Source organism: Ewingella americana ATCC 33852 (assembly GCF_000735345.1).
Taxonomy (GTDB): domain Bacteria; phylum Pseudomonadota; class Gammaproteobacteria; order Enterobacterales; family Enterobacteriaceae; genus Ewingella; species Ewingella americana.
Window position 1 is genome coordinate 1 of the sequence record NZ_JMPJ01000042.1, and the last position, 13,155, is coordinate 13,155.

At 56.0% G+C, this 13,155-nt stretch carries 10 protein-coding genes and 1 other RNA gene; 4 read left to right on the forward strand and 7 right to left on the reverse strand.

What is annotated here, in order from left to right:
• Nucleotides 1–91, forward strand: a non-coding RNA gene (locus GEAM_RS22610) — RtT sRNA; the annotation flags it as partial.
• A 256-nt stretch (nt 92–347) separates the two neighbouring features.
• Here the strand turns inward: GEAM_RS22610 and GEAM_RS07665 are convergent.
• The 4 genes from GEAM_RS07665 to GEAM_RS07680 form a co-directional block, all read right to left on the reverse strand.
• Nucleotides 348–1,583: a cytochrome c gene (locus GEAM_RS07665; RefSeq protein ID WP_034790193.1), complete on the reverse strand. Its 1,236-nt coding sequence runs from the start codon at nt 1,581–1,583 to the stop codon at nt 348–350.
• Nucleotides 1,580–3,343 (reverse strand): GMC family oxidoreductase, encoded by a 1,764-nt coding sequence (locus GEAM_RS07670; protein ID WP_034790209.1) that lies wholly within the window; start codon nt 3,341–3,343, stop codon nt 1,580–1,582. The genes GEAM_RS07665 and GEAM_RS07670 overlap by 4 nt, the downstream gene beginning before the upstream one ends.
• A 17-nt stretch (nt 3,344–3,360) precedes the next feature.
• Nucleotides 3,361–4,110, reverse strand: coding sequence for a gluconate 2-dehydrogenase subunit 3 family protein (locus GEAM_RS07675; RefSeq protein WP_034790195.1), 750 nt, complete (start codon nt 4,108–4,110; stop codon nt 3,361–3,363).
• A gap of 334 nt (nt 4,111–4,444) precedes the next feature.
• Entirely contained in the window at nt 4,445–5,716 is a 1,272-nt protein-coding gene (locus GEAM_RS07680; RefSeq protein WP_034790197.1) for an acyltransferase family protein, read from the reverse strand.
• 246 nt (nt 5,717–5,962) lie between these two features.
• On the opposite strand from GEAM_RS07680, the gene GEAM_RS07685 reads away from it, so the two are divergent.
• Both GEAM_RS07685 and GEAM_RS07690 read left to right on the forward strand, forming a co-directional pair.
• Nucleotides 5,963–7,465 (forward strand): YchO/YchP family invasin, encoded by a 1,503-nt coding sequence (locus GEAM_RS07685; protein WP_034790198.1) that lies wholly within the window; start codon nt 5,963–5,965, stop codon nt 7,463–7,465.
• Nucleotides 7,466–7,531: 66 nt separating this feature from the next.
• Nucleotides 7,532–8,488: a glycoside hydrolase family 6 protein gene (locus tag GEAM_RS07690; protein ID WP_034790201.1), complete on the forward strand. Its 957-nt coding sequence runs from the start codon at nt 7,532–7,534 to the stop codon at nt 8,486–8,488.
• A 135-nt stretch (nt 8,489–8,623) separates the two neighbouring features.
• Here the strand turns inward: GEAM_RS07690 and GEAM_RS23085 are convergent, their stop codons facing one another.
• From GEAM_RS23085 to narX, 3 genes are all read right to left on the reverse strand, one after another.
• A complete protein-coding gene (locus GEAM_RS23085) occupies nt 8,624–8,797 on the reverse strand; it encodes a hypothetical protein (protein WP_156965800.1) in 174 nt (57 codons plus the stop codon).
• Between the two features lie 124 nt (nt 8,798–8,921).
• Nucleotides 8,922–9,572: a two-component system response regulator NarL gene (gene narL, locus GEAM_RS07695; protein WP_034790203.1), complete on the reverse strand. Its 651-nt coding sequence runs from the start codon at nt 9,570–9,572 to the stop codon at nt 8,922–8,924.
• Nucleotides 9,569–11,359 carry a nitrate/nitrite two-component system sensor histidine kinase NarX gene (narX, locus tag GEAM_RS07700; protein ID WP_034790205.1) on the reverse strand — a complete coding sequence of 597 codons (1,791 nt, stop codon included), beginning with the start codon at nt 11,357–11,359 and terminating at the stop codon, nt 9,569–9,571. Before narX ends, narL begins: the two co-directional genes overlap by 4 nt.
• A gap of 337 nt (nt 11,360–11,696) precedes the next feature.
• Between narX and GEAM_RS07705 the strand changes: the two genes are divergently transcribed.
• Entirely contained in the window at nt 11,697–13,112 is a 1,416-nt protein-coding gene (locus GEAM_RS07705; RefSeq protein WP_034790207.1) for a NarK family nitrate/nitrite MFS transporter, read from the forward strand.
• The last annotated feature ends 43 nt before the right edge of the window (nt 13,113–13,155 follow it).

The following is a 13,155-nucleotide window of genomic DNA, read 5'->3' on the forward strand; positions in this document are numbered from 1 at the left end:
TATGGCTCGAGCCGAGCGAAGCGAGACAGCGTTGCGTAGCAACGACCCGAAGGGCGAGGCCGGAGGCCGAGTAATCCCGAACTGAGGGAACCGCCTAAGCGGCGGCACTTCGCGACGATCACTAAAGTGCCTGAAACATGTCCATTCCGACCCTGCGCAGCCTCGATTTCACAAAAGAAAAAACGCAGGGTTCCAAGGGAGGCGCGTTTACGCCTCCCTTGGTCGGTGTGGGCCGACGCCCACGACCTTGACCTTGACCTTAAGAAAAGTTCCTTCGCTTACAAGCGAAAAAAAAGGGCGCTTTTCAGCGCCCCCACTTGAGGATTATTAAGGTCAAACCTTAATAACTATTTCTTCAGTTCAGCCCTTAAGTCCTTAACATCCGAACTCGATACAGCGGACGCTGAATTCCCCCAGCTATTGCGGATATACGTCAGCACGTTGGCGACATCCTGATCGCTCATCACACCATCGAAGGATGGCATTGATGGGGCGGTTGGTGCGGTTTTGGTGGCGACAGGACGGCTGCCGGCCAGCACGACGCGGATGAGCGACGTGGCGTGATCTTGGTTGATCAACGCGGAGTCGGCCAGACGTGGGAACAGACCTTCCTGACCTTGGCCGTTTGGCGTATGACAAGCTGAACAACGGTCGGCGTAAATCTGCTTCCCGGCGATCATCGCTTTATCATCGGCTTTGATTGGCTCTGGTGCTTTAGAACCGCTGTCGTGGCCGCTGTCTTTCAGGTAAACCGCGACCGCTTTCAGGTCGGCATCGGTCCAGTGCTGGGACGAGTGATCCACTTCTTCAGCCATTGGACCAGAGGCGATATCGAAACGGTTTGCGCCGGTTTTCAGATATTGCATCAGGTCTTCTTCTGTCCACTTACCAATCCCGGTGTGCTGGTTCACGGTAATGTCTGGAGCAACCCAGTTTTCAATCACCGCGCCTTGCAGGAACTGGCTGTCTTTGTCGCCGCCAATCAGGTTCTTCGGCGTGTGACAGGTGCCGCAGTGGCCTAAACCTTCAACCAAATAAGCTCCACGGTTCCATTCAGCAGACTTATCCATCTTCGGCTTGTATTCACCCTTGGTGAAGTTCAGCCAGTTCCAGCCCATCAGGCTGGTACGGATGTTGAATGGGAAAGGCAGCTGGTTGCTTTCGATTTCGTTATGCACTGGCTGAACCGTCTGCAAATAGGCCCATATCGCGGCGTTGTCTTCGCGAGTAACCTTGGTGTAAGCCGTGAATGGCATAGCGCCGTACAGGCGTTTACCGCCGTGGCCGATACCTTCGGACATCGCGCGCTGGAAGTCGTCGAAGCTCCATTTACCAATACCAGTTTCTGGATCAGGCGTGATGTTCGCGCCTACCAAGCGGCCAAAAGGTGTTTCGATTGGCACACCGCCAGCGAAAGGCTTGGCGTTTGGAGTAGAAGCCGTGTGGCACGCGGCGCAGTCGCCGACGGTGGCCAGATAGCGGCCGCGCTCAACCTGCTCGAAAGCGCCATCGCCCGCGGCGTGAGCCAGACCAGACAGGGTTAAGGCCACCAGTCCGAGTGAGAAGGAAGCTAAAGTTTTCATGCAATCATCTCTCCCGGTTTCTTCAGATAAAACTTGCGAATGGCTTCTGCGGCCTTGAACGCCAGCGCGCCAACGGTACCCGTTGGGTTATAGCCCGGGTTCTGTGGGAAGGCGGAAGCGCCGACCACGAACAGGTTCGGCACATCCCAGACCTGCAGGTGTTTGTTCACCGAGCTGGTTGCCGGGTCTGCACCCATCACGAAGCCGCCCACCACGTGAGAAGACTGATACGGCGCGCCGTTCCAGTGGCCTTTCATCGGGTTTTCAACATATTGGCGCGGGTTCATGGCTTTGGCGATCTCGCCGACTTTCCCAGTACAGTAGGCGGCCATTTTCAGGTCGTTTTCTGGGAAGTCGAAGGTCACGCGCAGCAGCGGACGGCCTAAACGGTCTTCGTAGTTCGGGTCGAGAGACAGATAGTTGGTGCGGGTGGTGTAGCTACTGGCTTCACAACCAATCGACATGCTGCTCAGGTAGTTGTCTACCGTGGCTTTCTTCCACTCTTTACCCCATTTTGGCGTTCCCGGTGGGACAGGGCGATAGCCGATAGGTGCGCCGCCGATTGGCGTCACGCGGATACTGCCGCCGCCGAAGAAGCCTAGGCCGCTGTGGTCGAAGTTGTCATTGTTGAAGTCGTCGATACCCATGCCCACGGCACCTGCGCCGATGAACGGGTTGAAGTTCTTGTCATCGAAGAACAGCTGCACGCCGTTGGCGGTTTGGTAGGCATAGTTACGCCCGGTGGTACCGGTCCCGCTGATCGGATCGTATGGCTTACCAATCCCTGACAGCAGCATCAGACGCACGTTTTCGAAGGTAAACGCGGTGACGATAACCAAGTCAGCCGGTTGCTCCCACTCGTCGCCGGAGGAGTCGATATACACCACGCCGGTGACCTGTTTGCCGTCCGGAGATTTCACCACGCGCATCACTTCACAGCTGGTGCGGGCTTCGAAATTCTCTTTGCGGATGAGCGCAGGCAGCACGGTGGTGATGGCGCTGGCTTTCGAGTAGTTGGCACAGCCGTAGTTAGTACAGAAACCACAGTAGGTGCACGGGCCCATCTTGACGCCCAACGGGTTGGTATAGGCTTCAGACACCAGTGAAGAGGGTACCGGGAAGGCTTTGTAACCCATGTTGCGCGCGGCTTCGGCGAACAGGGTTGGGCCATACGGCATGTCCATTGGCTTAGTTGGGTACTCGATGGAGCGCATACCCTCGTAAGGGTTGCCGCCTTCGTGATGCTCGCCTTTCACATTGCTGGCTTTGCCGGACACGCCCGCCAAACGCTCGAAAGAGGAGTAGTGCGGTTCCATCTCTTCCCAGTCGGTGCCCCAGTCCTGCAGCACTAACTCTTCTGGAATGGCCTTCGCGCCGTACTTCTCGGTCAGGTGGCTTTTCAGGCGGAACTCGTCTGGCTGGAAGCGGAAGGTGATGCCCGCCCAGTGGTTGCCCGCGCCGCCGGTGCCGTTACCCGGGTGGAACGAACCCCATTCGCGCATCGGCAGTGCGGTTTGCGACGGGTTGTTGCGGATGGTGATGGCGTTTTGCGCGGTCTGCACCATCAGCTCCTGACGGCTGTTGTAGCGCAGCTCATCGGTGACGGTAGCGACGTTAAAATCACGCGCGGTATCACGCCACGGGCCGCGTTCAATAGCGACCACGTTCAGACCTTCGTCGGTCAATTCGCTGGCGATAATCGATCCGGCCCAGCCGAGACCAATCACCACCACGTCAGTTTTGGGTAGTTTCTTTGCCATAATCTGTTCTTTCGCCCCTAGCTTTTCATCTTCCATGCATCTCCACCGGAGATACTCAGCGGTTCCAGATCTAATTTCTGGTTATGTTTGCCGATGTATTCACGATAGTCGTAACGCGCGCCCGGGAACCCGAGCATTTTCCACGACACCATGTTGCGGTTTCCGCCATAAATCGGGTCGGCGAAGAAACCTTCCATGGTGTTCTTCAGCGCGATATCGAAGAACAGTTTGGAATCGATGCCATTCAAAGCTATTTTTCCGGTTTGTAAGCCACCCAAGATTTCATCCTGTTGGTCGCCGGTCAGATCTTTGAAGGATTTTTTGTGTTCCGTCTGGGTGTACTGCTCCAGCGCGGCTAGACCTAAACGGTAGCGCTGCTGCGGAACCAGAGGAGACTGGTCGCCCTGTTCCGGCGTGCCTGGCTTGAACGGGCCTTGCATGTACAGACGGGAGTAGGTGCCATAGAAACCGGCTAGCTGGCGGTCAATAAACACGGCACAACCGGCATCTTTGCCACCTACGCTCAACTCATCAGCGGGGATCAGACGGTCAACAATGGCTTCGAGCGCGGCGGCTTCGGCGTCGGTAAAGAACACCCAACCTTCGGTTTCAATCTGCGGGGGAGGACTGGCGTCAAAGGGGCTCCACACGGGCGTGCCTTTGAGCGTAATCGCGTTTGCTGCCTTGGCCACGCCAAGTGCGGCGGACGCGGCTGAAAACGTCAAGATCTGCCGACGCGTAACGCCGGGCAAGGTTTTTTTGCTCATCTATGTTCCCTTGTTTTATAGAATGCGCACTTCTCATCAGACAATCTGTGCTGTCTGACGAGGGGATACGGCGTGCAAATTTGTTCGTTATGTGTAGAACGTTAATAGTGATAATAGTCACGCGATGCAAATAAAAATTTGCATTCGGGTGGCGTAACTAAAACCAAATTTACCTAAACAGGATAGATGATTAATCCTTGTAACGAGAACGGTCTTAGATGTTAAAAATGTTATGAAATGTGTAAATTTGGGTAAAGCTGTTATAGGAACCGTGTTTAATTTACACAATCCACTGGCTGCGGAGAGGGACCAAATCCCTCCGCAGCCCCTGTCATTACTGACGTTGTGGTTTTGTCGAGGAGGAGAAGAGCCGTAGCAGAAAATTGCGCATCCGCACTACAAACCTTTCTTGGAAGATCACACAAATTGCCACAGTAAGTAGCAGATAAATCACATAACCGGTCACGCTGAGCTGCACTTTACCCGCCGCATCGACACAACCTTGCCAATCATTAAAGCAACTCATCGGCGCGCCGCGCAGTAACTGTTCCAGTGTGCGGAACAGGCTGAACAGCGGAACGTGCAGGGCGAATATCGATAAAGAGGCCGCGCCAAGCCGTGGCGACCAGTGTCTCAGCCACGCGCTTTTTGGGTCATGGGCCAAGGCACTCAGATAGACCAAGCAAACCTGCGAAGGCAGCAGTAAGCCGTTGTGCAGCAGGAAGTACCAGTGGCGACCATTGCCATGGGTGAACAGCGCGGTGCCAATCAGGAAGCAGAGCAAAATCCCCAGCGCCAGCAGGGTGCGCATCGAGCGGCCAATCACCAGATTGGCTCTCTGGTGCTGGCGGAAAATGCCATACCCGAGAATTCCCGCCAGAAACTCCGGCAGGCGGAACAGCGGCCCGCGCTGCAACAGCCCGGTGAACGGCATACCGTATTGCTGCTGCCAAATCACCCAAATAGGCGGCAACAGGTAAATGGCGCAGATGATCGCCATCCACAGCCATTTGTGGCGCAGCGCCAGCAGCTTCGGCCCCAGCCACGGGAAGAACAGATAGAAGAAGAACAGGGTGGAGAGTGACCACAGCGGCGCGTTGAACGTCAGGAAATAGGGGTTCCAGGCTTGCAGCATCAGCAGCTGCAACACGCCGTTAAAAGCCAACTGCGCATTGGTCATATAGTGGCGGAACAGCTCGGGATTAGTGCCACCCAGCTCGGAGTTGGTGTCATACACCACAAAGCGCAGGCTCGAGCCGGGACCTTCCGGCGGAATGGCCAGCCACTGCATCAGGCTGACCACTAAAATCGACGACGCCAGCGCCACGATGTGGATCGGATAGAGGTTGCAGAAGCGTTTTTTCAGAAAACTTCGGCCCGACTCGCGCATCTGGTTGCCGTTGAAATAGACGTGGGTGAGCAGAAAGCCGGAGAGAACAAAGAAGGTGCTGGTGGCGAAGAAACCCATGCTGGTCAGCTCTGCCAAGAACGGCACCGAGCCGCGCTGCGGGTACTGATGAAAGGTGTGATAGACCATCACATAGCAGCCGAGCAGGAAGCGCAGCCATTCCAAACCAATAAAACGCTGTTTTGATGCTTTCTGCATCCGTTGTCTCCGCAACAATAAAGCGACAATCCGTCGTTCCCAGACGTCATCAGGGGAATGACAGCGTGCTCACGGATCAGGTCATTGAGGTATAACTGACGCAATGTGAACGAAACTTAAACCAAATGTAAATAATGTTTCAGAATTTACCTAAAGCGCCTGCGGAAGTGGCCTAAAGTGCTCTTCTGGCTTGATAAATGCCTTCTGTGAGTTAAGATCGTGGTTCACTCTTTATTTGTGCAGGACATGACAGACGTCACAGAAGTTTTACCCGATTTATTGAAGCGAATAGCGCCTCCTGTGCGCGCCTCACTGCTTATTCTGTGGGGATCGGCTTTCTATACTGCAAGCGCCAACGCGCTGACGGTAGACGCCTACCAGCGATTTTCCCCTGACGCCGATCTCTCAGCTCCCGCTGGCGATGCCAATTCGCTATTCAATGCCGGAGCCCCTGCACAAGACCCTAATAGCTTGCCAAGTCTGGGCAGCGCCTATTATAAACCCGCCAGCGGGGCTACCGCTGCTGAAACCAAATTCGCCAACACCTTGAAGCAGTTTGGTGAGCAGAGCACCTCCAGCGACAGTCAGGACCCCTTGCGCGAGCAGGCAGAATCACTGGCGCTGACGCAGGCCGCCAAGCTGGTGCAGAAAGAGACCAGCAGTTTGCTCTCGCCGCTTGGCACCGCCAGCATGTCTCTGGACGTCAGCGGGCGAAATCTCGACGGCAGCCGTGGGCAGCTTTTCAGCCCGCTGTACCAAAACGACCGTCTGCTGACTTACAGTCAGGTTGGGTTGGTCAGCGCCACGGACTCAACCGTGGGTAACTTCGGGCTGGGGCAGCGCTGGAACGAGGGCAGTTGGATGCTGGGCTATAACGCCTTTGTGGATAATGACTTCGACCATCAACTCAGTCGCGGCAGCTTGGGAGCCGAGGCGTGGACCGATTACCTGCATTTCTCCACCAACGTTTATCAGCCTTTTTCTTCTTATAAAGCGGACAGCAGCACCTCGCCGCAGCTTCGCCGACAGGCGCGGGGCTATGACATCACCACCAAAGGATATTTGCCGTTTTATCGTCAACTGGGCGCTTCGCTAAGCTTCGAGCAGTATTATGGCGATCAGGTGGATTTGTTCGGTAACGGCACGCGGCAGACCAATCCGTCGGCCATGACCTTTGGCCTGAACTACACGCCGGTGCCTTTGGTGACGGTGAAAGCCGCCCACCAAGCCGGGCAGGATGGCGACAATCAGGATAGCGTCCAACTGACGCTCAATTACCGTCTTGGCGTGCCGCTGTCCCAGCAGCTTTCGGCTAATAACGTGGCCGAGGCACACTCGCTGCGCGGTAGCCGAATGGACGTGGTTGAGCGTAATAACATGCCGGTGATGGACTTCAAGCAGCGCAAAACGCTGTCGGTTTATCTGGCCACGCCGCCATGGAATTTGCAGCCGGGGGAAACCGTGGCGCTGAAATTGCAGGTCAGGGCGCTCAACAGCATCAGCGCGCTGAGCTGGCAGGGTGATACGCAGGCGCTGAGCCTGACGCCGCCGCACAATAACCGCAACACCGACGGCTGGAGCGTGATTGTGCCGCCGTGGGATAGCTCGCCGGGTGCGAATAACAGCTATCGTCTGTCGGTCACGGTGGTGGACAGCAAAAATCAGAACGTGACCTCCAACTGGATAACCCTCAACGTCACGCCGCCGCCGCTGAGTGAAGACATGCAGCAGCAGCGATTTAATTTCTAGCGAGTGGTGTCACGGGCGTTTAATTAAGCTATCTAATAATGGCTTTTTCACCTTGAGAACTTACCCATGCTAAAGCGCGCAGTTATCGGCGTTTGCCTCCTCAGTTCCTGCTGGTCACTGGCCGCATTAGCCAGTGATAGCTTCTATATCAATCCCAACTCTTCCGCCGCGCAATGGGTGAAAGCCCACCCGGACGATCCTCGCGCCAGCACCATCAACGCCGCGATTGCCCAAGTGCCTTCCGCAATGTGGTTTACCGGCACCAGTCAAAGCAACGACCAGCTGGCGCAGGCGGTAAGCCGCTACGTGAACGCCGCCGAGCAGGCTCAGCGCGTTCCTCTGCTGGTGGCCTATAACTTGCCGGGGCGCGATTGCAGTGGCGGGGCTTCTGCCGGAGGCGCCAGCGACGCACAGAGCTATCGCGGCTGGATTGATAACTTTATTAGGGGCATTGATAGCAAATCGGCGGCGGTGGTGCTCGAACCCGATGCGCTGGCCGACAGCGACTGCCTGACACCCGCCAAGCGCCAAGAGCGGCTGGCGCTGATTCACTACGCTTTAGAGCAGTTTCAGCAGCACGCGACGAAAACCAATGTGTATCTCGACGCGGGAAATGTAGGCTGGAAGCCAGCCGACGCCATGGCCGATTTACTCAACGCAGCGGGCATTAAACTGGCGCAAGGCTTTGCGTTAAATGTCTCCAACTTCTATCGGCTCGAGCGATCAACAGCCTACGGCGAGGCGGTCAATGCCCGGCTGGCGGCCAGCTACGGCTACCGTAAATCGATGCTGATAGACACCGGCCGCAGCGGCAACGGCTCTGATAACGGCCAGTGGTGCAACCCGCCGGGGCGCAAAATTGGCAGCTTGCCCGGTAAAATCTCTGGCGACGTGACGGCAGCTTGGGTTAAACAACCCGGCGACTCCGACGGCGCGTCGTCCCCCAACGCCGACTGCCACAACGGCCCGGCGGCGGGCATCTTTAGCCCAGAACTGGCTGTGCGGCTGATTGAAGGGAAGTGAGGGTCATCAGGTAATTTTGGGCGGGCGCTGTAAGTTAAAAGTCAGGCCGTTCGCTCCTCCCCCTGACAAGGGGGAGTCTGGGATGGGGTATTACAGCAAAATCAGTAGATTATGTGATAATATTCCCCAGATTTACTAGCCGAACAAATTTTGCCAAACATGAGCAAAACCCTGCCAGCCACCATTAATAAGCATCCACACCATATATAGACATCCGGCCAACCAGATGGCTCTTATCCCCCAGCGGACAAAAGCCCACTCTTTGCGCTCTCTCTCATTGGCTTCCTGAATTGCTTTGTCGACGTCCATATGTCCACCTTATTGATTAATAACGCTAAACTGATAATCAAATAGTGGCTCGACAAAGCTCAGTCAGCAAGTGCTTTATAGCTATTCGTTGTGACGCAAATTGCAAATTGGTGACACGTTACCGTCAAATCACATTGCTCTGTAGCACCCAGACCGCCGCCTCGACGCGCGATTTGAGTTTCATCTTCTTCAGCAGGTGCTTCACGTGAACTTTCACCGTACTTTCGGTGATGTTCAGGCGGCGGGCGATCACCTTGTTGGGCAAACCTTCGGCGATCAACTTGATGATATCGCGCTCGCGCGGCGTTAAAGATTGAATGTCGCGATCGCCACTCGGGCGGCTCTCGCGCAGGCTGGCTGCCAGCACTGGCGTCAAGGCTTCGCTGAGCACCATCTTGCCGCCTGCGGCGTTGTGTAGCGCGGCGAGCAGGTCTTCCGGCTCCATGTCTTTGAGCAGATAGCCATCCGCGCCGCGTTTCAGGGCGGTCACCACGTCATCTTCATGATTCGACACGCTAAACACCACGATGCGGCCCGAAAGGTCGGTTTGGCGCATCTTATCCAGCGTATCAAGGCCGTTCATGCCGGGCATATTGAGATCCAGCAGGATCAGGTCCGGGTCGAGCTGTTTCGCCAGTTCGACGCCTTGCTCGCCGTTACTCGCTTCGCCAATCACCTGCAAGGTGCTGTCCAGCGCGATCAACTGCTTAACGCCGTTGCGCAGCATCGGGTGGTCATCAATCAATAAAATGGTGGAAGGGGTGGCGTCGTTCATACTTGCTCCTGAGGATTAATCGGCAATGCGTCTGGACGGAAGCGGACGGTGACCTGTGTCCCGCCACTTTCCCGGCGCGTGATTTGGCATTGGCCGTGCAAACTTTTGGCGCGATCCTGCATGATGATCAGGCCGTAATGATGCTGTCTTTCGATGTCTTCGGGGATGCCCTGACCGTCGTCGGTCACTTGCATCATAATTTCATCCTGCTCACAGCTCACTCTTAAAGAAATCTGCGTGGCATTGGCGTGCTTAAAGGCGTTATTCAGGGCTTCGCGGGCGATGTGCAGCAGGTGAATGGCCTGATTGGCTGGCACCGATCGCGGTGGCAGCTGGTAGTCAAAGTTGATGGTGATCCCCATGCGGGCGGAGAACTCATCTACCGCGTGCTGCAAGGCGGCGCGCAGGCCCGGTGTGTTCATCTGCAAGCGGAAAGTGGTTAGGAGCTCGCGCAGTTGGCGATAGGCGGTGTTTAGCTCATCGCGCATCTGCTGCACCAGCTGGCTGTTTTCAGCCGTCAGTTCGCTGCCTTGCATCTGCAAACAGGCAATCTGAATCTTCAAGCAGGAGAGGGACTGCGCCAACGAGTCGTGCAGCTCGCGGGCAATGGCGGAACGCTCCTCCATCAGCATCAACTGCTGCTGGTGTTCCGCCTGCCTTGCCAGCATCAAGGTGCTGGTGAGCTGCTCCAGCAGGGTGGTCACCAGACGCTGTTGGTCGAGAGTCAGCGAGGTGCCCTGAGGCAGCTGCGCCAGCAGGACGCCGTAATTTTCGCGTTCGTCTTGCAAACTCCAGCTGATCGGCTGCTGGTGGCTATTTTCGTCAGACGCGTTGTTGTCGCTGTATAAATGGTGCTGCCCGGAAGCCGGGCTGCCGATATCATTAAACAGCTCGGCGCTGTTGTTCTCATACAGCCGCAGCTGCACGGACTGTAGCGGCGTCAGCTGCTGTAGCTCTTCCAAAACCGGCACCAGACGGCGCTCCAGCGGGGCGCTGGTATGCAGCTGGCGGCTGACGCGATAGAGGAAATCCAGCACCTGATTCTTCTGCTGCAAATCGGCAGTTTTGTTGTCCACCAGTTGGGCAAGGCTGTCCACGGTGCGCTCCAGCGCCTGCGACATGCTGTTCAGCGACTGGCCGAGAATATCCATTTCATTATGCGGGCGGGCCGTCTGGCTCACCTGATAGCGCTGGCTAAAATCGCTGGCGCTGACTGCGTTAGCCTGCGCCAACAGCCGTTTCCACGGCTCCAGCAGGCGACGGCGCAAAAACCAAATCGTCAGTCCCAGCAGCAATAGTGTGACCAGCAGCAGGCCGCGCTGCACCAGTGAAATCAGCGTCAGGTGATATTCGGTTTTATGCTCCAGCGCGGCGACCAGCTTGTCGAGCTGGCCGACATACACCGCCACGTTAGAGGCGACTTGCGCAGGCGTCTGCGCCTGACGAATTTGGTCTTTCAGCGTCACCATCCAGTAGCGGCGCAGGGCGTCGAACTCCGGCTGAAGGTCTTCACTTTGCACCGCGCGGCGCAGATCTTCGTTATCCTGATCTTGCTCCATCTGGCGCAAATAGCCGTTACTGGCCGGAGTCAGTGGCACAGACGCCAGCAAGCGATAACTCTGCATACGCAGCGAACCGGCCTTGTTGATGGCGTGCGCGTTGCCCTGAATGCTCTGCGCCATCCACGCGGCGACGCTCATGCCGCCAATACCCAACAGGCCGAGCAACAGCATCAGCAGGGCAATTTGGCTGACCAGCGACAGCGGCGTCACAGCGCGTGTAAGCATGTTGTCATTCCTATTAGTAACGTGAAGGGATAATGGCATTGGGTTAGTGTGGGCATATTTTTTATTATCCTGCCTGAGATCCCTATACTCCAATAGGAGTACCTATTTATTTCCCGAGGGATAGCGCGGCCTATCAATAGAAAGCCATAATGACATCAACTCTATGAATTATAGCCAATTATCAATAGGTGTGGAGATACCCATAAAGGACGTGGGGTGATTTTAAGGCCCAAACTTAACCACCATCTGCTTGATTTGCATCAACATCCGAAAGGGGTGCTCTACCTAGTGTTGGCAGCATTAATAACAACAATGCTCTGCCAATTCGAGGTTTTCTATGCCCCATACTTCAGCACCACCCGCGTCTAAGCCGTCGAGACTCCTTCAAGACTGGCGACCGGAAGACTCTGCCTTCTGGGAGAAAACCGGCCATAAAGTGGCCAGCCGTAACCTGTGGATCTCCGTTCCTTCACTCCTGTTAGGCTTCTGCGTCTGGATGTTATTCAGCCTGGTCGCGGTGAATCTCAATAAAGTCGGTTTTAACTTCACCACCGATCAACTGTTTATGCTGACCGCCATTCCGTCAGTCTCCGGCGCGATTTTGCGCGTGCCTTACTCCTTTATGATCCCACTGTTCGGCGGGCGTCGCTGGACTGCCATCAGTACGGTATTTTTGATTATCCCGTGCGCCTGGCTGGGCTTCGCGGTACAGGACACCAGCACGTCCTATAATACCTTCCTGATCATCTCGCTGCTGTGTGGTTTTGGCGGCGCGAACTTCGCTTCGAGCATGGCGAACATCAGCTTCTTCTATCCGAAAGCCAAGCAGGGCGGTGCTCTGGGGATTAACGGCGGTTTGGGCAATATGGGCGTCAGCGTGATGCAGTTGCTGGCTCCGTTAGCCATTTCCCTTGGGATTTTTGGTGCCTTTAGCCAGCCGCAGACCTTAGCCGACGGTAGCAGCATGTGGCTGCAAAACGCCGCGTGGATCTGGGTACCCTTCCTGATCATCTGTACCGTCGCCGCGTGGTTCGGCATGAACGATTTAGCCTCTTCCAAGGCTTCAATTCGCCAGCAGTTGCCGGTGTTGAAGCGCGGCCACCTGTGGATCATGTGCGTGCTGTATCTGGCGGCATTCGGCTCATTTATCGGCTTCTCCGCCGGTTTTGCCATGCTGACCAAAACCCAGTTCCCAGAAGTGAATATCATGCATTACGCCTTCTTCGGCCCATTCTTTGGTGCCTTGGCGCGTTCCGGCGGCGGCATGCTGTCCGACCGTTTGGGCGGCGTTCGCGTGACGTTCTGGAACTACGTGGTGATGGCGATTGCCGCCGCCTTGCTGTTCTTAACGCTGCCAAGCGGCGGCGCGGGCGGTAATTTCCCAGCCTTCTTCGGCGTATTTATGGTGCTGTTCCTGACCGCCGGTCTGGGCAGTGGCTCGACCTATCAGATGATCGCGGTGATTTTCCGCAAATTAACCACCGATCAAGCCTTAGCTCGCGGCGAAACCGCAGAATCCGCCCAACGCGAAGCTATCACCGACACCGCTGCGGCACTGGGCTTTATCTCGTCCATCGGCGCTATCGGCGGCTTCTTCATCCCGAAAGCCTTCGGCACATCCCTCGCCATGACCGGCTCACCAGCAGGCGCGATGAAAGTGTTCTTGGTGTTTTACGTGGTGTGCGCGGTGATCACCTGGGTGGTGTATTGGAGGAATTTGGATAAGGGGTTTGCGACGAAGAAAGCTCGTTGATGGGAGCTTGCGTGGCCACGCAAACTGGCTTTTAAGATCAACA

Bases quoted from the DNA above. Each gene is read 5' to 3' on its own strand.
- GEAM_RS07665 (WP_034790193.1), bottom strand. From the start codon at position 1,583: ATGAAAACTTTAGCTTCCTTCTCACTCGGACTGGTGGCCTTAACCCTG.
- GEAM_RS07670 (WP_034790209.1), bottom strand. From the start codon at position 3,343: ATGGCAAAGAAACTACCCAAAACTGACGTGGTGGTGATTGGTCTCGGC.
- GEAM_RS07675 (WP_034790195.1), bottom strand. From the start codon at position 4,110: ATGAGCAAAAAAACCTTGCCCGGCGTTACGCGTCGGCAGATCTTGACG.
- GEAM_RS07680 (WP_034790197.1), bottom strand. From the start codon at position 5,716: ATGCAGAAAGCATCAAAACAGCGTTTTATTGGTTTGGAATGGCTGCGC.
- GEAM_RS07685 (WP_034790198.1), top strand. From the start codon at position 5,963: ATGACAGACGTCACAGAAGTTTTACCCGATTTATTGAAGCGAATAGCG.
- GEAM_RS07690 (WP_034790201.1), top strand. From the start codon at position 7,532: ATGCTAAAGCGCGCAGTTATCGGCGTTTGCCTCCTCAGTTCCTGCTGG.
- GEAM_RS23085 (WP_156965800.1), bottom strand. From the start codon at position 8,797: ATGGACGTCGACAAAGCAATTCAGGAAGCCAATGAGAGAGAGCGCAAA.
- narL (WP_034790203.1), bottom strand. From the start codon at position 9,572: ATGAACGACGCCACCCCTTCCACCATTTTATTGATTGATGACCACCCG.
- narX (WP_034790205.1), bottom strand. From the start codon at position 11,359: ATGCTTACACGCGCTGTGACGCCGCTGTCGCTGGTCAGCCAAATTGCC.
- GEAM_RS07705 (WP_034790207.1), top strand. From the start codon at position 11,697: ATGCCCCATACTTCAGCACCACCCGCGTCTAAGCCGTCGAGACTCCTT.